The following is a 22,421-nucleotide window of genomic DNA, read 5'->3' on the forward strand; positions in this document are numbered from 1 at the left end:
ACTGGTGGTGTATCTAAAACAATATAATCAAAATGCTCTTTCATTTCCTTTAAAAATGCAGTCATTGCCTTTGAAGCCAACATTTCTGCGGGATTTGGTGGTACCTTTCCAGCTGTTATAATACTAAGATTTTTATTATAGCAATGTGCTACATCCATAACTTTTTGTTTTTGAAGTAAGATATCAGAAATACCATATGTATTAGTAATTTTAAAATTCTTATGCATAGAAGGCTTTCTCATATCACAATCTACTAATAAAACTTTTGCTTCTCCTTCAGCTAAAGTTAATGCTAAATTTCCTGCAGTAGTAGATTTACCTTCCCCTGGATTGGAACTAGTTATTACTATAGTTTTATACTCTTTATCAAAAGAAGAATATTGAATATTAGTTTTTAAGCTTCTATAAGCTTCTGCTGCTACAGACTTTGGACTTTTTTCAACTATAAACATTCATCTTACCTCCTATATACTTTCAATATCTGGAATAGCTCCAAGCACTGGTATACCTAATTCCTTTTCAAGTTGATCTTTATTTTTATATGTGTTATCTAAATATTCTAATAAGAAAACTAAACCTACACTTACCATAAGCCCTAATAAAAATGCTATTGCAATATTCATTTTCTTATTTGGGCTTACTGGGTTTTCTGGAAGTTCAACTTCTTCAATAACTCTTACATTTCCATTAGGAACAAGCTCCTTAGATGTAGTAATAAATTCTTGTGTTATATTCTTTAATATATCAACTGCTTCTTGTGGCTCTTTACTTCTATATTTAATTTGAAGAATTTGAGTATCTGTTACTGGAGTTACAGTCAATGCTTCAACAACACTACCTGATTCTAATTCATAATCTAAAGGTTCTATTGCTCTTCCAACTAAATCTTTTGTTTTTATAGCTTGAGCATAAGTTTGTAGTAATTTTTGATACATTTGAATATCACTACTGTTATAAGCAGCTTCATCACTTTCATCTTTACCAATAAATAATTTGGTACTTGTTTCATATACTGGATCAATTACAAAGAAACTTATAACTCCTGATATTATAGTAGCTGTTAAAGTAATTGCTACTATCATTATCCAACGTTTTCTTATTGCTTCGAAAATTTCCGACAGACTAATTACTTGTTCTTCCATTTCATTCATTTAATTTACACTCCTTATCATCGTGACAACCAATATAAAGTTAAAAGATATAATTTCATCAATAATTTATGATACGATTTGAGTTGTCACACAATTGTAATAATATTAAGTTAAAATAGTTTTAAATTTAGAATACTAGATCCTAAACTTTAATTTTTCTCTAAAATTCAACATTAGGAATAACTCCAAGGACAGGAATTCCCATTTGTTCTTCAATAGATTTCTTGCTTTTAAAAGTATTATCTAAATACATAAACCCTAATACTCCACCTACACCTGCAATTAATCCTAAAATTAATGCAAGTCCAACAATCATAAGCTTTTTACTAAGCAAATTACCATAATTAACATGCACTTGCTCTAAAACCTTGATATTAACAGTTGGATATAATTCCTTAGAATAAGCAATTAAGTTTTCAGTAGTAGAATAAAGCAAATCATAGCTTTTCTGAGGATTTAAACTTTTATATTTTACTTCTATAATTTGAGTATTAGTAATTGTATTAACAGTAAAATTACTAATAACTGAGTCATAAGTTATTTTCTCATCCTTATTACTTAAATTATTAATTTTAGAATCATTTATTGATTTATTAATAAGTTTCTTACTTTTTATAACTTCAGAATAAGTAGTAATTAACCTTTGATACAAACTTATTTCTTCATTATTATAATTTTCTGTAGTATTTTGGAATTTTTGCTTACCAATAAATACTTTTACATTTGCTTCGTATTCCTGTTTCATAAAAAAAGTTGTATATAAACCACTAATTAATATGAAGCTTAATACAATCACGATTATTATTTTCCAATTCTTTTTTATCTCTCCCAAATATTCCGCAATATTTACCATTTATCCCCCTATTTTTCAAAATTATCTTATTATTCTTCTTGCAATTGAAATTATAGCATAAAATTTAATATTGAGAAGTCAATGCTAAATGCAATTAGCCTCAAAAATGTAAACGTATTTTCGACTTTTTTTGCAATATTTTAGAATTACTTTTTTCTGTAATTATCTTTTTTTACTTATATTAACTTTTTTTCTTGCTTCTTATTTAAGATACTGCTTTTTAATTATTTTTACATTTAATAAATTTTTCAAAGCTTGTCGTAATTTGCAGTAAAGTTTTTTTCAATTTTAACAATTTAGAAACATCTATATTATTTTGTAGATATTCCGCACAAACTTTTTCTATAAATGCTGGAAATTATGTAGTATAATGAACATAAGTTCTTAGAACAAACGTTCTAAAACTAAATAAAAAAATGGGGTGATGCTTTTTGAATAATTATAATAATGAAATTAAACTTAACTCAAAAAGACTACTTGATATAATTTTAGATGCCAAAAACAAAGATTCTGATTCTATACTTTTTTTAATTAATAAATATAAACCACTTATAATAAAATACTCAATATCTTATATATTAAAAAACTATGATAAGGAAGACTTAATTCAAATAGGAACAATAGCAGTAATTAAGGCAATAGAAAAATATGATATATCTCATGGTGAAGACTTTATTGATTGTTATATAATTAATTCAATTAAAAATACTTATAGAAATTTAGCTCGTGCTAATATCAAATATCAAAGTGAATCAAGCCTTAATATTTCAGTTGATGAAGACACAGATATCCAATCATTATTACCTGATGATTATAATTTAGAAAATGACATAATTAAAACTATGCAGCATGTTGATCTAAAAAATCTACTCAAATCACTAACTCTAGAGGAGTATACCCTTATAAAAGAAGCTTACCTTACTGAAAATTCAAACCTTTATAAATATTGCATTACAAATAATTTAAATTATCATAAGAAAAGAAGAGAATTAATAGCATTATTATCAAAACTAAAAATAAAACTTAGTAAATAAAATTATCATTTAAGAAAACCTTTTCTAAATAAAGTTATTCTTAAATAAAAAATATCTACATTATATATAGATATTTTTATCTATTATAAATGTAGATATTTTTTCATATTAATAATTTATATAACTCTTAAAATATATTATTATTAAATTTTATTATTAAACTATATTACTATTATATATAGCTTTTATATTACTCTTATTATATAAGTCTTACATTACTTTCTAAAATTTTGTTTTTATTAATTTATATATTAAAAGCTATGCAATTTTATTATTTAACTTAAATACATTGAAATTGAACTCATATAATTTAAAAAATATGCACCTTTAAAAAAGCCCTAAAAACTTCTTTTCCTTTACAGCAGTTCCATTAAAAGCCACTTCTTCATCATCAAGCATAGCACTTGCATTGCTAATGAAGGCTCTTTTTTGAGATTTTTCTAAAAGTTTAAGAGCTTCGCTCATATCTGTATCTCTTCCTCTATCTCTATGCGCATCAGATCCAATAAAGCTATAAACATTATGTTCTAAGAACTTTTGAGCTGTTTTCTTAACATCTTTACCAAAATTTCCTGCAATACTTCCCGCATTTAACTGGAATAGCATTCCTTCTTTTATAAGCGCATTAATCATTGAAGGTTTTTTAATAAATTGCTTGTACCTTTCTGGATGAGCAATTATTGGTACTATTTTTCTTATTTGAAGCTCATAAATAGTATCGATAACTTCATCTAAATTAAACTCAAGCATTGGTAGTTCAATAAGCATATATCTTGACCCATTAATTGTTCCAATACACTTGTCATTAAAGTACTCCATAAGATTGCTACTGTAATATACTTCTTGTCCAGCATATATATTTATATCTATATTATTATCTGCTGCAACTTTCTTTAATTCTTCTACTCTTTTTAAAACTTCAGAATACTCAACATCAAATCTTCCTCTCATAAAATGAGGTGTTGCTACTATTGATTTAGTTCCTGATATCTCTGCTTTTTTTAACATTGTAATTGTCATTTCTATACTTTTTGAACCATCATCAATCTCATTTATTATATGTGAATGTATATCTATCATCTCTTATTCCCCTCTCGCCATTTTATCCTTTGTTCAAAAGATTAATTATATTATATCTAACTTACTGTTATTTTCAAATAATTCTCTAAAAACTATACCTAAGAAAGCAATTGCTCTACTTTATAATAACAAGCAAAATAGCTTCTTGAACATACCAAAAGTAATTTTATAAAAATTAAAGTTAACCTAAACCAGGAACAATTACACTTTCACTTTCATTTTCATTCCTAGATTCAATCATTTCTTCATCATCTGGAATATCTGGCCATGATTCAAAATCATTTGAAGTATCATCTGTAACATCTGGTTCAATCCTTCCACCTTCTGATGGTGGCATAACATCTTCATTTTCTACAATATATGCAACTATTCTTTGTACACTATCATTGTAGTAATATTCCATTGCAATATGCCCTACATCTTCTCCGCTATATTGCATTCCCTCTTCATATATATTTTTAATAGTTTGAAGCATATTTTTATCGCTACTCTTAAACTTCTTTGGTATATAGCCTTCAGTAACACACCAAATTGCCATTTGTGTTGCAAAATATGCATCACCATCTGATGTTAAACCTAGTTGTTCTGCACTTTTATTAGGATATCCGGCTGCCATAATTCCTATTATATTCTTTTCTGGTGTTCCTTCAAACTCAAACGTTTCCCCATTTGGGTATTCTTTTTCAACTTCTAAACAGTATGCTGCTCCTACTTCTGTAGTAATCTCTTTTGCTATTAAATAAGAGTCTTCATATCCAATACTTCCAAGCACATTATCCCCCGTACTAACTACCATCTTGTCTCGCACATTTTCTGCTTTTGATACACCTTTTGATGTTTCATTATTATTTATAGGATTAACTCTTTGTTCTACTAAATCACTAACTTTTGAAAAATTAGCTTTTTCAGAAAATACAGATACAGATTTACCACCTTGAAAATCAACACTATTAATTTCATTGCTTCTATTAATATAATTTAATTTTTGTAATTTTAAATTTGAATTTTTATATGTAGGGCTTCCTCCTACATTTTCAACCCTAACTGATCCATCAACTCTTGTTAAAGGTTCTGCATAAACAGTGTTTGTCAAATTTATAATTAACATAAGTAATATAGTAATGATAATCAATAAGTTCTCCTTAACTCTTTTCATTAGTGCACCTCCAATAAAGTTATTCTTATAATTATTTTTATGTTGTTTTTTAATTTATCATTTTAAATTAGTCCTTTGATATTTATTCACAGAAAATCTTCCAATATCATAACTCCTAATATTATTGTTGGCCTTATATGAAAATATATACTTGAAATCTAATTTCCTTAATAATAATTTTTGTTTTAAAACTGCTATTTTACTAATCTTATAATTTCATAGAATTAATATCTTATAAATATTTTTGTATTTTTAAATTCTTATATATATTAATTATTAAATTATTTTAAACTATGTCACCTTAACTCATAAAAACATATTATATTATGAGATTATTTTTTTATAATCTTTGTAAAAATATATGAGGTGGTAAAACTAATGAAGAACGAAAGAATAAAACGATATACTAATGAAATAAGAACTAAAAATTTTATTATAAGAAAAATTTCTAACCCCAATAACTGTAAAAACAGAGTAGACGGTCTTATTCCTGGTGGTGATAGGTCAAACTCATATGTATGGGCAATGGCTGAAACAAAAAAATATATCTATATAGGAAGTAACCGAAATTTACTACTAAATTCCATTAATTTATTTATTACTAATGATACTTTAGCAAATGTAATTACTAAACTTGTATTTAGAGGCGATGTTCCTACTGATGTGGATGATAATGCTGCTAGAATATTTAGATATAATAAATCTACTAAAAAAATTGAACTTGTTTACAAATCTGAAACTGATGTTGATGGAATAGTTTATGAAACTGGTTATAGAAGTGCAATAACATTTAAAGCTAGTAACGAAGATAGTGAAAGTGTTTATATGGGTGGATTTGGGCCTAAGTATGCTAGAATATTAAAATTCAAAGATAATTTTGTTATAGGAATTGATAATCCTGAAGTTGTATTTTTTGATGAAAGTGGTTTTGCAAGCATAAGGTCTATGGAGATTTATAACAATAAATTATAATTTGGAATGATGATTATTGATTCTGATTTAGTAATTATGGAAAGTGAAAATCCTAGTAAAGATAATTGGAATGTTGTTGCAAATTTAAATTCTTTTCAAAACATTCCAAATGTAGATCAACTTTCTACTGGATTTGGAGGTATCTTCGATTTAATTGATTATAATGGTTATCTATATTCAATAATTGGATCTGGAAGTAAGCCTTTAGAGGAATCTGGATTTTTAGTATTCAAAGGTAAACCTATTGAAACTATAGATGAGTATGATTCTAATTTTGATTGGAATTGGCAAATGATAGTTGGTCCTGGTGCAAAATATGAATCTGGCCTTGGAATACCTTATCATGCTGTAGCAACTCCATTTAAATATACAGCTTGTGATGGTAATGAATATGTATATGTTGGAACTTTTTCTAATATAATTTATGCAATTCAAAGAATGACTCAATTTGATTTTAGTTATTTATATGAAAGCTTTAAAACTCCTACTACCCTTTATAGATTCGATGAAAATGATAATTGGGATTTAGTTATAGGTACACCAAATGATTCCCAACCATTTGAAACTGCATTAGGTAATTACAAAGCTGGGTTCGTTAGTAAATGTAGCAATATAGATTACTCTTCTAATCAATATATTTGGAGAATGTCTAATTACAACGACAAATTATTTTTAGGAACATTTGATTCATCAACATTATATGATTACCTTATTCCTAAAAACATTCCATGCTCTTTAAATAACTTCAAAGAAATACTAAAGTTTTTATTAAACTATTTGATTCAACTCAAAATCATAAATTCATCTAAAGCCTATAATATAATTGATTTATTTAAAAATTATACTAATCTTAGTAATACTCCTGATAAAATTTCACTTGTATATGCATGTTCACATTCTAATGAAATGAAACCTAGCGAATATTTAGAAGAGCATATTAATAATTTAACTATAAATGCTCACTTAAATTTATTAAGTTATTTTAATGCCTTCCTTCCAGATGATTTAAGTACTGAAATCACTGAATTAATAAGCGATATTAACTTTGTTAATTGTGGAAACTATTTAAATAAAAATGTTTTATCAGCCTTAGATATGATTTCTAAAAAACTCCCTTATGACACAATAAATGATGATGAAAAATATTTAGAATTAATTTATGAAAATCTAAGTTACTATTTTGGTGATGGAGCTGTAGATGCTATAAGAAATGCCATTGATAAATGTAATAACAATAAAGAGAATCTTATTTTATTAATTTCTAAAATTAAAAATTACTTGAATTCTGATGAGATAGCAAGGCAAATTTATTATATTAAAGAAATAAGAAAAATGTTAGATAACTCTTTACCTGGCTTTGATTTCTTTGTATCTAATGATGGACTTAATTTTAGTAGAATTACTAGAAATGGATTTAATGATAAATTTAATTATGGCCTCAGAACCTTTATATCTAGTAATGATGGTCTTTATATAGGTACTGCTAACCCATTCTATGGTGGACAACTTTGGAAGTTAACTGAGACTTAATTTAAATTGTAATATAGTATTAATTGAAATGTGACCTTATGTGTATCATCTGATATATCATAAATATTTGTAAGAAAAAATGCCTAGATTGCTTAATCTAGGCATATCTTATAATTAATAATTTATTAGTTATTATTAATTGATTTCTCTACGCCGTTTTAAATAATTTTACTACCTGTTATTTCTTCTAAAAACAGTTACTTTTACTGAATAAAACAATTATACTTTGTAACCCCATATAATTCTGTTATATTAAAATGTTGTTAACAACATTTTGGTATAACAGACCTATATGATATTTTCAACAACATTTTGATATAACAGAGATTTATACTAATTACACCTTCTAGCAACTACAATAGTTCTCGCATCAGTAAATTCATAACTACAAGTTACTAAAGTTATAAGATTATCCTCTGCACTAAAATCAACATCCTTTTTATAAAGAGATTCCTCTGCCTCATTATACGCATAATTAATGAATTCATCTTCACTTGCAAATCCAATTGCTAAATTAACTTCATTTACATTCTTTACATAAACAGAAAAAACTTCATACTCATATAATGTATTATTCATTATTATGCTAATTTTATTATCTTCATTGAAAAAACTTTCTTCCTTATAATTTGTAATATTATTAAACATAGTTCCATTTCTCATATTATGTCCATATAAAATAATATTCTTATCATTATCAATATCGTTTGCACTTTCTACAAAAACTGTCCCGGAAATATTAGATTCTTTTCTAAAGTTATGCTTCAAATAATAATCATTATCTGAACTTTGAACAACAGGATAATTTATATTTGTATTTTCAATTTGTATCCACATTTTATAATCACTATTTATAGATTTTAATTGTTCTTCATTTGCACTATTTACATAATCCCCATCTTTAGATTGATCTTGTCCATCATTTTCTCCACTAGAATTATTATCTAAATCACTGGCTTCATTAATTACTGGTTGAAGATCCTGTATTTCTGAATTTAACTTATCATCTTTATTGTAATTATAATACTTATATCCTATAATACTTAAGCATACTATAATAATAGCTACTAATATAATGTTAATTATCTTTCTCATATATTTTCCCTTTTTACATTTTATATTTATATATCTATTTTATCATTATAATTTATAAATTGCTTAAATATATTTTATGAATTTATTCTCTACTTTCAACTTTTTGTTTATTAATTTCAAGTAATAATGCTCCTCCTGATAATATTAACACTGCAATAACCATTACTAATCCTTCATCACCAGTTTTAGGTATTACTATATTATTATTTGATACTTCTGCCTTAACTGTTGTACATATTGTTGTCATCATTAGAAATATCATTAAAAATGTTAATATACCCTTATGAAAAATTTTATTTTTACCCCTATTTAGTTTTCTCATACCTTTTCTCCCTTTTCGTTTAAATAAATAATCATTACAGCTAATTTTGCCATACATATTAAATATATTTATTCAATGGCTAAATTATTACTAGCAAATCTCAATAAAATATTCCTTTTACTTTATTGAGGTTAACCATTTAACATATTTTACCATATTTTTTCTCTAATTTCTATAATTTTATTTTTAATATATTTAATCATTTATTTAAAAAGAGTGTTCTCTTAACTTTAAAATTTTATTATTTAATAATAGTTATGTTAATTAACCATAATAATTTCAGAGTATCAACCTTACAACCCTAACTGTTTAGAATAACTTATATCACTTATTTTACAACTTCAAAAATTTTATAATTTTCTAGACATAAAAAAAGAACAAACTGTATTTTATAACCACAATTTGTTCTCTCTCTCTGATTTAGCTTTATCCATACTATGTAAACTCATTAATTTTAATAACTTTATAAGCTGTATAAACGCGTTAATATATTATCCAACAACATTTCGATACAAAATCGGAATCTTACATATAAATTATATAAAAATATCAATATATTATCTCTATCATTAAAATCTAAACTACTATTTTTATATAATCCTCTATAGCCGTCTGAAATTTCTAATTATAAAATTATACATTATAATAATTTCTCCAAATTATTTACAAGCTCACCTATTGCATCTACATATTTATCAACAATTCTTCTAGCAACTTCATCAGCTAAATTTTCATTATAGATATGAGAAGTACAGTTTCTATCCTCTAACAAATTAATCCAAACCTGATCATCAGAAATTAAATTATTAACATAAGCTTTTTTGTATATAGTTCTTGGAAATGAATTTTCCAATGTTACACCTAAATACTTCATAAATTCCTTTAAAGTTTTATGTGTTAACTCATATGTAAATTCAAATCTTTGAATTAAGCTATCTCTTATTATATCATTTTTACCATCATACATATCACTAACTTCTTTTAATCTTAAATAGGCTTTCTTTAGATTTATATATTTAAATTCAACACTTCTCATATAATAAAATTCCTTCTTTCTCTACTTGCTCTATAAAAAATTCATCTCGAATATTATTCATATCTGAAAAATCAAACTCTAAAAGTGTATGTGTATTATTTTCAATTTCTTCAATAAATAATAACAAATCACTATCGCAATATATTCCTAAATCTATATCACTTTTTAATTCATTATCTCCTCTTGCTCTAGATCCAAAAAGAACTACTTTTTTAATTCCATCATATTTTTTCGATATATCTACTATTTCTTTTATTATATCTTTATTTAAATTCAATAGTTCTTCCCTCCGCTTATTTCTATATTTATTTATATTATATACCACAAATACTGCTTTATAAACATCTTAATATATCCCATTAACTAATACATAATTGAAAAGTGACAAGCTGTGAAATTATTCTCACAACTTGCCACTTATCATTTATCACTTGTTACTTGGAACTTTCCTCCCCTGTAACATGTTATTTATAATTTAAAATTTTATTTATTCGTCGCTCTTACCAACACCTGAAAGAACTAATCCTTTATTATGATCTAAAGCCCAGTTAATTCCCCAGTCATTTTGGAATATAATAAGGTCTCTATCCTTAAAGTCTTTAACTCTCTTAGCATCAGAAGTTAAATTTAATCTATCAATATCTCCATCGTAGCTTTCAATCCATCTTACATATCTAAATGCAAGTCTATCCATCTTGATATCAACATTGTATTCATTCTTAAGTCTATATTCAAGAACTTCAAATTGAAGTACACCTACAACCCCAACTATTATTTCTTCCATACCAACATGGTTTTCTTTAAATACTTGAATTGCACCTTCTTGAGCTATTTGAGTAACACCTTTAACGAATTGTTTTCTCTTCATAGTGTCAACTGGTCTAACTCTGGCAAAGTGTTCTGGAGCAAATGTTGGAATTCCTTCAAACTTAAACTTTTTGCTTGGTGAACATAAAGTATCTCCAATTGAGAATATACCTGGGTCAAATACCCCGATAATATCCCCAGCATATGCTTCTTCAACAATTTCTCTGTTTTCAGCCATGAATTGTTGAGGTTGAGCAAGCTTTAATTTCTTTCCGCCTTGCATGTGGAATACTTCTTCACCCTTAGTGAATTTACCAGAACAAATTCTCATGAATGCAATTCTATCTCTATGAGCCTTGTTCATATTTGCTTGAATCTTAAATACAAAAGCAGAGAACTTATCATCAAATGGATCAATTTCTCCAATATTTGAGTTTCTAGCAAGTGGTGATGTAGTCATTTCTAAGAAATGCTCTAAGAATGGCTCAACACCAAAGTTAGTTAAAGCTGATCCGAAGAATACAGGAGTTAATTCCCCAACTCTAACCTTTTCCATATCAAGCTCATCACCAGCAATATCAAGAAGTTCAATATCTTCCATTAATTTATCATGAAGTGCTTCACCTAATATTTCTCTGAACTTTTCATCATCAACAGAACCTTCAATAGCTTCAACTTCTGTAGAACCGTGATTTCCACCATTGAATGCTATGATTCTTTGATTTTGTCTATCATAAACACCTTTGAAGTCTTTACCTGAACCAATTGGCCAATTCATTGGATAAGTTTTAATTCCAAGCTCAGCTTCAATATCTTCTAATAATCCAAATGGATCTTGAGCTTCTCTATCCATCTTATTGATAAATGTGAATATTGGCATTTCTCTTAATGAACAAACGTGGAATAACTTTCTTGTTTGGTCTTCCACCCCTTTAGCAGCATCAACTACCATTACAGCAGAGTCAGCAGCCATAAGAGTTCTATATGTGTCTTCTGAGAAGTCTTGGTGCCCAGGAGTATCTAGAATGTTTATGCAGTGTCCTGCATAATTAAATTGCATTACTGATGAAGTAACAGAAATACCTCTTTGCTTTTCTATTTCCATCCAGTCAGAAACAGCATGTGTTGATGCTTTTCTTGCTTTTACTGAACCTGCAAGTCTAATTGCTCCTCCGTATAATAGGAACTTTTCTGTTAATGTTGTTTTACCAGCATCAGGGTGAGAAATAATTGCAAATGTTCTTCTCTTTTTTATCTCATTTATGTAATCAGCCAATTTTATGTCCTCCTAAAATTATTTATATATAAATTTAAATAAAATTTCTTTATCTTAACTTTTTTAATAAAAAGAATCTCAACTTCCCTTAGTCGTTGAATACACGGTATGTAACTTTAAATGACTAAATTGAAATTTTGGGTTTCCGTCAAGTTCGACTAACCAAATTACCAAGTAGGTAACTTCTACTAACTAAATCTAAAATTTAGAGTATCAGTTGAAATTTGGAGTATTCACTTTAAAGGAAACTCGACTCCTTTCAGTCGCTGAGTAAGTTCGACTAACCAAATTAAAATTTGGAGTCTCACTTAACTTAATTATTATATACTTTTTTCTCTCATAATACAAACTAATCCTTTTAAAATTTAATGTTATATTTTTTCAATTTCACAAATATTTTAATATAGGCAATATTATATTTTAAGGAGGGAAGTACTAATGAAAATTTGCTCTCATTGTGGATTTAAATTATTGGATAATCAGAGGTATTGTCCAAAATGTGGTTTACCTATAACTACAAGTAATAATCAAGATAAATCTAACCTTTCTCATGACGAAAACATAGAAAATACTGCAAGAATAGAAATACCAAACTTTGATGAAAAAGAACATAACAAGAAACCTGTAATTATAGTTTCTTCAATAGCAATAGGAATTTCTCTTTTATGTGTTATTTTAGTTGTATTATTAATTTATAATCAAAATAAAACCAAAGTTAATACCGATAATATAGATACTATTAATCCAGTAGATACTATAAACAATACCGATGGAAATGATACTGATGACGATGATATTAATAGTATTGATAATGATAACACTGAAAAAATAGATGAAACTATTATCATTGAAAATACGGATGAAACTAATAATCAAGGTAATACTGATAATACAGTTAATAATGATGATACTAGTAACGAAAATAAAACTATTATTAACTCTGAAGATTCTAGCACAGTAGATTCTTATATAAAAAAATATGCAGACAGAGATTTTATATTACCTCAAAGCAAGACTAAAAAATTAACTTATTCAGATTTAAATTCTCTTTCTGTAGAAGAATTATTTATTGCTCGTAATGAAATGTTTGCAAGGTATGGCTATGTATTTGATGATAATTCTAATCTTGCTAAATTCTTTAAGAGTAAGGAATGGTATTCATCTAACTCCAATTATTCTGGTGATCTTTATTCAGAAATTGAAGAAGATAATTGTAAATTAATTAGAATAGTAGAATTTACAAAATTATCTCATGATTCATGTCCAGATATAACTTCTGATTACGTTTTTCCAAATAGTTCTTCTTCACTATTATCAAGTAGTGATATTTCATCAAAAAATAACTGGGAAATTATTATTGCTATAAATGAAATATATGCTAGATATGGTTATAGCTTTTCATCAACCGAGCTAAATAACTACTTTGAAAACAAATCCTGGTATAATAATACTCATTCTAATGATATAACATTAAACGATATTGAAGATAATAATTTAAAACTTCTTGCAGAAGAAAGGGAACGTCGAACTAAAAATGCATTAATGCATGATTTAGGGAAATAAATATATCCTCTTTCTCGCTAAGGCTATCTACTATCCTTTATAGTACATCTAAACTTATATAATTAAACATAAAAAAGGACATGACTCAAAATATCATGTCCCTTTTATGTTTAATGAAGTAAACCTTACAACTTTATTCACTTCATTCTAATGATCCACCACTATTTCAACTATTTGAATCCTTATTGTTGATTCTATTTATCCTTTCTGATATACCATCAATAATCTTAGTATTTTCCTCATTAAACGATAAATCTACAATTATCTCCCCCTTCTTATCTATAGATTCACCAAAAATACTTTCTTTCATTTTTCCCTTTGCAGAATCATTAATACCATTTTCAAAAGTCTCCAACGCTTCACCTGCTGTTAGCTTTTCACCCTTTATAATAGAATCAATCCCTTCTTCAACTACAGCTGCTCCACCGTCTATTAAAATATCTGTGGCTTCATTATTGCCAGCCTTCCCCTTTAATACATCCTTAACTAATTTTGATGTTGAATTCTTGGCTCCTTTTCCTGCTCCTTTAAGAAAATCATCTGCAACTTCTAAACCACTATCATCACTTTTAAGCGCTTCCTCCGCTCCAGATTTAATTGAATCTTTTAAAACATTTTTACCTGAATCAATTATCTTTTTCTTAAATGCAGGCTTAATTTTTGAAATACTACCGGCAGCGGTTTTTACTGTTGTTTCTGTTCCTACTTCTGCGGCCATTTCTGCCGCAGTATTTGAAGCTGCTTTTTGAGCTGCTCTTTTGGCTAAGGTTGTTCCTACTCCTTTTCCAATAAAGGCACCTGTTATTGCTCCTGAAATTGCTCCTTTCATGAAGCCATCTGCAAATCCATCCATAAAGTCTTTTCCATCTTTTTCACTTTTAATACCACTAATTATTCCCTTTGCAGTTCCCATAGCCCCCGCTCCTACAGCAGCTCCAATCGCCATTGCTGAACCTCCAGTGACTACTACTGCAACAGCTGCTCCAACAACAACAGCTCCACCTACAGCTATCTTAAACCATTTACTTGTATACCATTTTTCATCTTTTTTATTTTTTTTATTTTTACCTATACTGTTTTCACTTTTACCATAAACTGATACAAACAAAAATCCTAATGATTTTAAATTTTCCTCAAATTCCTTAGTTAGATTTATTAGTGATTTTTCTGCATTTTCGTAACTAGATGCAGCAAATAACAATAAGTAATTAATTTTACCTATTCTATCTTCAACCATTGATATTCTCATTTTAATGTTACTTATGGAATTTGATATATTACTTTTACACTTTACCTCATAATCAAGTTGTTTTTTTATTTTATCTAAACTATCATTTTTTCTATCTAGCTCTTTCATGAGCCTTTCTAATTCAGTTGCTTTAGCCCTAATACTATTTGTATCTATTAATATATCCATATCATTTCCTACCAACTACATCCACCATTTTTATCAAAAGAATTATTTTCTAGTTCTTTTGAAACACTAACAATAATTTCGCCTAAACTTTCAAGTTCATTTCCTATACTATTAAGTTCTTCTCTTATACTATATATTTCTCTTATTATGGCTGAAGTTTCTATACTTCTGTACTTGCTAGGTATAATATCCGTTACTCTTTCACATTTAATTCCTATCCCTTTAATTTCATTTCCCAATTCTGAAACTTTTCTTCCATTGTTTATATTTCTTATATTATCAAACATTATAAACAATCACCCCAATTAAACATTAGTAGCTAATTAAAATATTTGAACTTACTTATATAAAACCTTCCCTCTAAGTATTCATATAAATATTGTATTAGATACTAATTTAACAATGCTTACACCCAAATTACCTTATTAAACTTTTAGTGTAGAAATTTCTACATTTATTTTTTATATAATTGCCCCTTATTAACACTACTCGCCTTATTACTTATTGCTTATTACTTTATTTATTACTTCTTATTACTACATTAATTAATTAATTTAATTACTTACTTTATTAAATTTTCTTCAACAAATCTTTTTTCTTCTTCATCTTCATATCCTAAGTAATAAACTTTATCTATTTGATCATGATTAAATAAATACATAAACTCTTCATTTATGTTTCCTTCTGGATATAAACAAGCTAAATAGTCCCACTCCTCACCAGTTTCAACATGCATTTGCTTTCTACCATAAATCATTATTTTCTTTCTTCCATTTTTCAATAAAACTACTGAGCCAATAGGCAAATATTTATCCACCAAACATCCCCTCATTTCTAATTATTACTCAAATGCACTTGCATTATTATTAATACTTGATTCAGTTGTTGAGTAAGCTTCAACAGTATTTTCTAAAAATGTTCCATAAGAATCTATTATATTCTTATAATTTTCAAACTTAGCTTCTAATTTATTAAAATTTGCCCTTATTGTAGTTGAGCTCTCACTCTGCCAACTAGACTCTAATGAATTCATTTCCCTCTTTATTTCATTTAACCTTGTTACTATTTGAGTATTTAATGATTTTATATTTCTTGCTGTTTCCAAAACTTGTTCTAAACTAATACTAATTCCTTCTATAGCCATTTTAATAACCTCTCTTTATTTATTTGTTAAAGTTTTTGCTTTACTTATTACTTCATCTTGGGTACTCTTATATACTTTTGCACTTTGTCTTAAAAAAGAAGAATATTCATCTAATACCTGCTTGATTTTATTTAAATCCTCTCTAAATCCTTCAATTTGAGTTGTATAAGCAATATTATCTGCCCCTTGCCATGCTTTCCCCATTGCTTCCACCTCTGTAAATAGTTGTTGATATAACTTTGAATAATCAGCTGCTTGCTCTTCTATCTTACTTGCAACTAATTCTAATTTAGTTGGATCAACCATAATTTTTGCCATATATAGCCACCCCTTCATATCTATAAGATTTATATATATTAATATCATTAAACCTATTAATTAATGATATTAGATATCATTATTAACTGTATCTTATAACAACATTAAATTGTCCCCATTCTTAATATTTAACTGCCTAGCTGACATATTTATATTTAATATATTTCCGGTTTTTCTTTCATATAAAATTGAATCATCACCTGAAATAAATAATCCGTTAGATAATTCACTTAGCATTTTAGAAACTAAGGGTGTTATCTCATAAAACTTTGAATCCAATGGTATATAAACTTCAAAACTTCTATTAATAGCAGGTAAAAATATATCTATTAGAACTTTATCCATAACTATTCCCCCTGTATATTATTAATACTTGTAAGTAGCTTAGTTAACTTAGCCTTGCTATCATTTATTACATAACCAAAGTCATCTCCAATATCTGAATACATTTCTTTAGAAATCTTATTGAGTTTTAAATGATATTGTTCTGAAATACCATTTCCTATCCAAATTCCATTATTTAATGAAACATGCTTACTAAACCACTCTTCATATACAAATGAATTTAAATTATTAATATCTTCAATTATGATAAAGTTTATATTATATTCCACCTTACCATTTAACATAAATACATTAACTTTATCTTTTCCATCTGCTGATAGATATTTATAAAATTCACTAAATGAATTGATTATACATTTTATATTTTTATACTTTAAAGCTTTAATGCTGACTTCCTCTTGTCTATTAAGACTCTCTCTTTTCACCTTATTACTTTCATATTCTTTTACCCTCTTACTTACATTCTCTTTTATTTTATTACTTACATCCTCTTTTAGTTTATTATTTCTACATTCCTTTGAATTTTTAATAGCTTTATGTCTCTCTACTAATGTGTTAAATAATTCAACTGCTATATCTTCAAATTGAGAAGAATCATTAATATATCTATATTTCTTATTATCATCATCAATAAAAGAATTAATTGCATCTATCACTATTACTTCATCTTTCTCTATAGATTCATATTGCTTCTTTATAATTTCTTCTGCTTTATTTACAATTATTGAATCTTTTTCTATAGGTTTATATCCAATCTTTATACTATCATCTACATCATTTATCTCTGCATCATTTATCTCTAATGTTACCTTATCATTGCTGTTTGCTATTATTACATTACTGTTACTTGGCATTATTTCATTTATAGCTTCTTCTCCTTCTTTATATCTACAATCTATGCAATTTGAAATAACCTCTGCTAAACCTTGAGCAAAGCTATTTTTACTTTGATCTTGTGATAAAACTACCGTTATAAATTCTTTATCAAAATCATAATATAAAGTTTTTAATGTACTCTTTTCTATTCCAATTGGAACCTTATTAAATTGATTTACTTCATTTACTTGATTTACTTGATTTCTTGCTATTTCATCTTTAAAGAATATTAAATCAACTTTTTTAGGTAATACAGGAATCTTCTTTGCTACTTTACCATTCCATTCCTTGCTATATTTATTGCAATATCTTCTTATTAATTCAAATGTATTATCTAAATCTTTAAAAGGAAGTGCTATTTGGAATTCATATACATTATCAACTTTAAATATACCTCTTCCCTTATATTTTGCTGGAATAACGCCATCAGTTTGCCCAAGTATCGATACATATTCACTATTATCATTAAGTTGTAGTGAATATACGTATTTAAAATTTTCAGCTAATTTATATCTTATTCCATTTATATTTGGTACAGTTGTAACAAAATAAATTCCATACTTTGTACATTCTCTTATTAAATAAGCTAACTTGTCTGATAACTCTTCATAGGCTTCAGTAAATGCTGTAATATTATTTATAATTATTAATAATGCTTCTATAGTACTGCCACTATTTTTTATATATGAATTATAATCTCCACCAAATTCAACAAATAATTTCTTTCTTTTTTCTATTTCTGAATATAATATTTTGAATAAATTATTTATCTTTTCATTTTCGTAAGATAATAAAACTTCTCCAACATGAGGTGCTTTTTCAAATACTCTTAATATTTCAGATCCAAAATCTAAAATATAAATATTAATCTCTTCAGGGCTATGTCCCTCAAGTAACGAATAAATAATAGTTGTAATAAATGTAGTTTTACCACTACCTGAAGCTCCATAAATAATTACATTACCATCTTTACAAATAGGTATTGTCATTGCATATTGAGATTGTGTTACAGGATCATCATACTCTCCAACTACAGGATTAAACTTATACTTAATATCTTTAATGTTGTATTTATTTTTTATGTCATCTAAATAAATTACCGATTTTATTGGTTCAAGCCATATTGGTCTTGCTTTTATATTTTCTTCATCTGCAATTTTGATAATATATTTTACTATTTCGTCTATTTGCTTTGGAGGATTTTTGATAGATTTTGCTTTTTTATCTATCTTTGTACTTCTTAATACTCTTCCTATATTATCTATAACAGTTATATTTTCATTTTTATCAGCTTCAAATTTATTAGTTGGATAATATGGAGCTCCTGACCACGCTGATTGTCCCATTTCAAATAATTCATTAAAACCTACTTGCAAGTAGAATCTACCTGTTTCAGCTATCTCAGCAGCATCTGGCCTTTTTATTACATCCATACTATCCGCTTTTTCTTGAACCTTTAAACAAACTCTAAATCTAGAATTACTCCAAATTTGATCATCAACAACACCTGCTGGTTTTTGTGTTGCAAGAATTAAATGAACTCCTAAACTTCTACCTATTCTGGCTGCACTTATAAGTTGCTCCATAAATTCAGGCTGTTGAACTTTAAGCTCTGCAAATTCATCAGATATAATAAATAAATGTGATAACGGTTCATTAACCTTACCTTCTCTATATAATTTTTGATACTTATATATATCAATATTACTTATTTGAGTTTGCTTACTTGCTTTATAAAATATAGATTGCCTCCTCTTTAATTCACTTTCTATAGATATTAATGAACGCTTAACTGCTGCTCCATCCAAATTTGTTATTGTTCCAGAAATATGTGGCAAGTTTGTAAAAGCATTTGCCATCCCTCCACCTTTATAATCAATTAAAATAAATGCAACCTCATCTGGATGATAGTTAATTGCTAAAGAAAGTATAAATGTCATTATAAATTCACTTTTACCAGACCCAGTCATTCCAGCAATTAACCCATGTGGTCCATGAAACTTTTCATGTAAATCTAATTTAAACACTTCTCCCATAGTGTCCACTCCAACTTCAGTTTCAATTGTTTTAGTAGGATCATTTTCCTGCCATCTTTCTAATATATTGAGATGTTCTATTTTCCCCACCTTAAACATCTCTAAGAATGTTATCATTTCTGGCAATGTATTTTTGTTTTTTTCTTCATTAAGATTAATATTAGATAATTCCTTTGCTAACTTCTCATAATCCGAATCCCTATCAATCTCCATGTTAAATTCTATATATTTTCCCGTAATGTCATCTTTATCATATATTTGAGCTACTGTATCCGTAACCTCTATAACTGTAGAACATTCCTTAGGTAAACTTCTTATTTCATCATATAAACTAACTATACTAAATCCTAAATTTTCATTTTCCTCTAATATTGATTTAATAAATTCAGCTCTTATTTCTAAACCTTTACTCATAGAAAATATAATATAATGAGGTATTATCTTCTCTTTTCCATGAGAATTACTCGTCTTTCTTTGGATTATTAATTTTTCTATACTAAGCGATATTTCCTTTACATCCTTTATGTTTGTACATATAAATCTAATACTCTTATCTTCATTCCATGAATGTGGAAGCCACCTTGCAAATGCCCAATCCGTTTCCTCTTCTTCATCATACAAAAATATAAATTTTAACTGATCATAACCTTGAAGTGTTGCTAATTGAAATATTAATGATTTAATAAAAAACTTTGCACTTTCTCTATCTCCAATTATTCCACTTGCCTTTTCCTCAAGTAATGATATTGTAATTGGTACTGATTGCAGAATTTTAGGTTCATCAATTAATCTATATAATTCATCTTGTAATTTATCATCTTGTAATGAAAACTTCTTTTCTTGATATTTAAAATCTGCTTCCAATGGTATGTTTCCTACTCCAAGTCTCACTTTAGCAAAATCATTATGCTCAATTATTCTTTCCCAAATATTTATGTCTCTATTTGATATCATTTCGATGCATTCATAAATTGAAATATTGTTAGCATATAATATTCTCCTTTGCTTCTCAGCTTCTTCTTGAATATCATTTCTTATTTTTTCTATATATTTTTTATATTTTTCTTCCCTTATTTTTTCTTTACTTAAATTCTTCTTCTTTTCATGTCTCTTTGTCAAAACTGGCCATAAAACTGTACCAATTATCATACTAAAAGACATTAAAATCATAGGTAAAGCCTCTTTAATATCTCCATCATTGCTTATAACATTTTGAACTGAAACTATACTTGTAATAAGACTTGCCATTCCCATAGTAATAGCTGGTCCTAACATATACATTACTGGTACATCTTCAACCTTTTCTGATGGTGGTGGTGAATCTATCTTGAACTCTCTTTTCTTTATGTCATTTTTAAATCTTGGTGACCTAAAAAATATATCCTCTTCTATAACTTCCTCTTCAATTTCATCTAATATGTCTTCAGCCATATTTTTTGTTACAGGTCTTTTAATTAAAGTAAAATCTATTTCATCAATAGTAACAGAATTATTAGGATTATTAATTGATAATATATTTCCGTTATATATTATTTTTAATCCCATTATATAAACTACATCGCCTATTAAAAGCCTTTTCTCCGTCACCTTTTCTCCATTTACATAGACCCCGTTATCACTGCTATTATCTATAATTACTGCTTCACTATAATTTTTACTATATTTTATATAGCAGTGATTTTCAGAAACTAATTTGCTTCTAAAAAGTATATTAGATTCTTTAGATGTTCCTATTTTTATTATATCTGTATTTACTTTATATGATTTAAATCTATGAGTTTCATCACACTCATCTAAGGCAATTAAAGAAGCAAATGTAGAATCTTTTTTGAATATTTTATATATGTTTGATGGCTGTAATTTTATTTTTACTAATAAATTATCTTGATTATCTTTTAAGAATGCATTTTTATTTGACTTTAAAACCCATTTTCCCTCTTCTTCTTCAACAATAATTAGTGGCTTTAATTTCTCCTCATCATCTTTAGTATTTATTATGTATTTTCCAGCCACTTTTTTAGGAAGTACATAATCAAAGCTTTTATTATTATCAATTAAAGTTACTAGCAAACTCATTTCCCCCCTTTTTTATAATCTATATTTGCATTCATCCTAAAAAATGACCTTTAATATTAATTTTTTAAGAAAATATAATAGGCTTATTAGAAAAAATTACAATAAATAAAGTTTTTTAGGAATAATATTGATTAAAAACTCTTATATATTAAATTTGAATTATTTTTTATGTAATAAAGTTAAAAGCTATTTTAAAAATTGATATAAAAAACTTTATCAATTTCAAAATAGCTCTATATGATAATAATTTTAATTTTTAAAGGATTTTAACTTTATATATTTTAATTTAATAGTTAAGTTGTTAAAATAACTTATTTCATTTATATACATTACG

General features: G+C 26.7%; 21 protein-coding genes. 4 read left to right on the forward strand and 17 right to left on the reverse strand.

All coding sequences use genetic code 11. The annotated features are described in order from the left end of the window. From ABUA17_RS10705 to ABUA17_RS10715, 3 genes are all read right to left on the reverse strand, one after another. The coding region (locus tag ABUA17_RS10705) for a CpsD/CapB family tyrosine-protein kinase (RefSeq protein WP_349818020.1) at positions 1-452 on the reverse strand (452 nt) is incomplete at its 3' end. Between the two features lie 12 nt (positions 453-464). After that, positions 465-1,142, reverse strand: coding sequence for a YveK family protein (locus ABUA17_RS10710; protein WP_055277422.1), 678 nt, complete (start codon positions 1,140-1,142; stop codon positions 465-467). Between the two features lie 169 nt (positions 1,143-1,311). Next, positions 1,312-2,004, reverse strand: a complete 693-nt coding sequence (locus ABUA17_RS10715; protein WP_055277370.1) for a YveK family protein — start codon at positions 2,002-2,004, stop codon at positions 1,312-1,314. 431 nt (positions 2,005-2,435) lie between these two features. On the opposite strand from ABUA17_RS10715, the gene ABUA17_RS10720 reads away from it, so the two are divergent. Continuing rightward, entirely contained in the window at positions 2,436-3,038 is a 603-nt protein-coding gene (locus ABUA17_RS10720) for a sigma-70 family RNA polymerase sigma factor (RefSeq protein ID WP_055277372.1), read from the forward strand. Positions 3,039-3,365: 327 nt separating this feature from the next. Here the strand turns inward: ABUA17_RS10720 and ABUA17_RS10725 are convergent, their stop codons facing one another. Together ABUA17_RS10725 and ABUA17_RS10730 are read right to left on the reverse strand one after the other, a co-directional pair. Next, a complete protein-coding gene (locus ABUA17_RS10725; protein WP_055277375.1) occupies positions 3,366-4,118 on the reverse strand; it encodes a tyrosine-protein phosphatase in 753 nt (250 codons plus the stop codon). A 181-nt stretch (positions 4,119-4,299) separates the two neighbouring features. After that, the gene (locus ABUA17_RS10730; RefSeq protein WP_055277377.1) at positions 4,300-5,274 is read right to left on the reverse strand and encodes a thioester domain-containing protein; all 975 of its coding nucleotides are present in this window, start codon (positions 5,272-5,274) and stop codon (positions 4,300-4,302) included. Positions 5,275-5,652: 378 nt separating this feature from the next. Here ABUA17_RS10730 and ABUA17_RS10735 point away from each other — a divergent pair, with 378 nt between their 5' ends. Next, positions 5,653-6,246, forward strand: coding sequence for a hypothetical protein (locus tag ABUA17_RS10735; RefSeq protein WP_055277379.1), 594 nt, complete (start codon positions 5,653-5,655; stop codon positions 6,244-6,246). A 6-nt stretch (positions 6,247-6,252) separates the two neighbouring features. Then, the gene (locus tag ABUA17_RS10740) at positions 6,253-7,776 is read left to right on the forward strand and encodes a hypothetical protein (protein ID WP_156327468.1); all 1,524 of its coding nucleotides are present in this window, start codon (positions 6,253-6,255) and stop codon (positions 7,774-7,776) included. A 333-nt stretch (positions 7,777-8,109) separates the two neighbouring features. Here ABUA17_RS10740 and srtB read toward each other — a convergent pair whose 3' ends face one another. The 5 genes from srtB to ABUA17_RS10765 form a co-directional block, all read right to left on the reverse strand. Continuing rightward, the gene (srtB, locus tag ABUA17_RS10745) at positions 8,110-8,871 is read right to left on the reverse strand and encodes a class B sortase (RefSeq protein ID WP_055277383.1); all 762 of its coding nucleotides are present in this window, start codon (positions 8,869-8,871) and stop codon (positions 8,110-8,112) included. Positions 8,872-8,953: 82 nt separating this feature from the next. After that, a complete protein-coding gene (locus tag ABUA17_RS10750) occupies positions 8,954-9,193 on the reverse strand; it encodes a hypothetical protein (protein ID WP_042401012.1) in 240 nt (79 codons plus the stop codon). 640 nt (positions 9,194-9,833) lie between these two features. Beyond that, positions 9,834-10,229 (reverse strand): nucleotidyltransferase substrate binding protein, encoded by a 396-nt coding sequence (locus ABUA17_RS10755; RefSeq protein WP_042401010.1) that lies wholly within the window; start codon positions 10,227-10,229, stop codon positions 9,834-9,836. Beyond that, entirely contained in the window at positions 10,216-10,506 is a 291-nt protein-coding gene (locus tag ABUA17_RS10760) for a nucleotidyltransferase domain-containing protein (protein WP_042401008.1), read from the reverse strand. The genes ABUA17_RS10755 and ABUA17_RS10760 overlap by 14 nt, the downstream gene beginning before the upstream one ends. Positions 10,507-10,716: 210 nt before the next feature. Next, complete coding sequence (locus ABUA17_RS10765; protein WP_042401005.1) at positions 10,717-12,312, reverse strand: peptide chain release factor 3; 1,596 nt, start codon at positions 12,310-12,312, stop codon at positions 10,717-10,719. Between the two features lie 438 nt (positions 12,313-12,750). Between ABUA17_RS10765 and ABUA17_RS10770 the strand changes: the two genes are divergently transcribed. After that, entirely contained in the window at positions 12,751-13,875 is a 1,125-nt protein-coding gene (locus ABUA17_RS10770; protein WP_055277384.1) for a YARHG domain-containing protein, read from the forward strand. A 166-nt stretch (positions 13,876-14,041) separates the two neighbouring features. Here the strand turns inward: ABUA17_RS10770 and ABUA17_RS10775 are convergent, their stop codons facing one another. The 7 genes from ABUA17_RS10775 to essC all read right to left on the reverse strand — a co-directional run bounded on the left by ABUA17_RS10775 (position 14,042) and on the right by essC (position 22,081). Beyond that, the gene (locus ABUA17_RS10775) at positions 14,042-15,307 is read right to left on the reverse strand and encodes a hypothetical protein (RefSeq protein WP_055277386.1); all 1,266 of its coding nucleotides are present in this window, start codon (positions 15,305-15,307) and stop codon (positions 14,042-14,044) included. Further along, positions 15,301-15,579 carry a hypothetical protein gene (locus ABUA17_RS10780; RefSeq protein WP_042400998.1) on the reverse strand — a complete coding sequence of 93 codons (279 nt, stop codon included), beginning with the start codon at positions 15,577-15,579 and terminating at the stop codon, positions 15,301-15,303. Before ABUA17_RS10780 ends, ABUA17_RS10775 begins: the two co-directional genes overlap by 7 nt. Positions 15,580-15,854: 275 nt before the next feature. After that, positions 15,855-16,109 (reverse strand): DUF4176 domain-containing protein, encoded by a 255-nt coding sequence (locus tag ABUA17_RS10785; protein WP_082425285.1) that lies wholly within the window; start codon positions 16,107-16,109, stop codon positions 15,855-15,857. A 24-nt stretch (positions 16,110-16,133) separates the two neighbouring features. After that, the gene (locus tag ABUA17_RS10790) at positions 16,134-16,436 is read right to left on the reverse strand and encodes a pore-forming ESAT-6 family protein (protein ID WP_042400994.1); all 303 of its coding nucleotides are present in this window, start codon (positions 16,434-16,436) and stop codon (positions 16,134-16,136) included. Between the two features lie 15 nt (positions 16,437-16,451). Beyond that, positions 16,452-16,754 (reverse strand): WXG100 family type VII secretion target, encoded by a 303-nt coding sequence (locus ABUA17_RS10795; protein ID WP_055277390.1) that lies wholly within the window; start codon positions 16,752-16,754, stop codon positions 16,452-16,454. Between the two features lie 93 nt (positions 16,755-16,847). Next, positions 16,848-17,099 carry a hypothetical protein gene (locus ABUA17_RS10800; RefSeq protein ID WP_042400990.1) on the reverse strand — a complete coding sequence of 84 codons (252 nt, stop codon included), beginning with the start codon at positions 17,097-17,099 and terminating at the stop codon, positions 16,848-16,850. 2 nt (positions 17,100-17,101) lie between these two features. Further along, positions 17,102-22,081, reverse strand: coding sequence for a type VII secretion protein EssC (gene essC / locus ABUA17_RS10805; protein WP_349818019.1), 4,980 nt, complete (start codon positions 22,079-22,081; stop codon positions 17,102-17,104). Between the last annotated feature and the right edge of the window lie 340 nt (positions 22,082-22,421).

It is taken from the genome of Clostridium sp. RTP31139st1_H3_RTP31139_211217, assembly GCF_040227035.1.
Lineage (GTDB): Bacteria > Bacillota > Clostridia > Clostridiales > Clostridiaceae > Clostridium > Clostridium saudiense.

Excerpts from the sequence above, each read along its gene's own strand:
- ABUA17_RS10770 (WP_055277384.1), top strand. The coding sequence starts at position 12,751 with ATGAAAATTTGCTCTCATTGTGGATTTAAATTATTGGATAATCAGAGG.
- ABUA17_RS10735 (WP_055277379.1), top strand. The coding sequence starts at position 5,653 with ATGAAGAACGAAAGAATAAAACGATATACTAATGAAATAAGAACTAAA.
- ABUA17_RS10790 (WP_042400994.1), bottom strand. The coding sequence starts at position 16,436 with ATGGCTATAGAAGGAATTAGTATTAGTTTAGAACAAGTTTTGGAAACA.
- srtB (WP_055277383.1), bottom strand. The coding sequence starts at position 8,871 with ATGAGAAAGATAATTAACATTATATTAGTAGCTATTATTATAGTATGC.
- ABUA17_RS10725 (WP_055277375.1), bottom strand. The coding sequence starts at position 4,118 with ATGATAGATATACATTCACATATAATAAATGAGATTGATGATGGTTCA.
- ABUA17_RS10795 (WP_055277390.1), bottom strand. The coding sequence starts at position 16,754 with ATGGCAAAAATTATGGTTGATCCAACTAAATTAGAATTAGTTGCAAGT.
- ABUA17_RS10750 (WP_042401012.1), bottom strand. The coding sequence starts at position 9,193 with ATGAGAAAACTAAATAGGGGTAAAAATAAAATTTTTCATAAGGGTATA.
- ABUA17_RS10730 (WP_055277377.1), bottom strand. The coding sequence starts at position 5,274 with ATGAAAAGAGTTAAGGAGAACTTATTGATTATCATTACTATATTACTT.
- ABUA17_RS10715 (WP_055277370.1), bottom strand. The coding sequence starts at position 2,004 with ATGGTAAATATTGCGGAATATTTGGGAGAGATAAAAAAGAATTGGAAA.
- ABUA17_RS10710 (WP_055277422.1), bottom strand. The coding sequence starts at position 1,142 with ATGGAAGAACAAGTAATTAGTCTGTCGGAAATTTTCGAAGCAATAAGA.
- ABUA17_RS10740 (WP_156327468.1), top strand. The coding sequence starts at position 6,253 with ATGATGATTATTGATTCTGATTTAGTAATTATGGAAAGTGAAAATCCT.
- ABUA17_RS10755 (WP_042401010.1), bottom strand. The coding sequence starts at position 10,229 with ATGAGAAGTGTTGAATTTAAATATATAAATCTAAAGAAAGCCTATTTA.
- ABUA17_RS10780 (WP_042400998.1), bottom strand. The coding sequence starts at position 15,579 with ATGTTTGATAATATAAGAAATATAAACAATGGAAGAAAAGTTTCAGAA.
- ABUA17_RS10800 (WP_042400990.1), bottom strand. The coding sequence starts at position 17,099 with ATGGATAAAGTTCTAATAGATATATTTTTACCTGCTATTAATAGAAGT.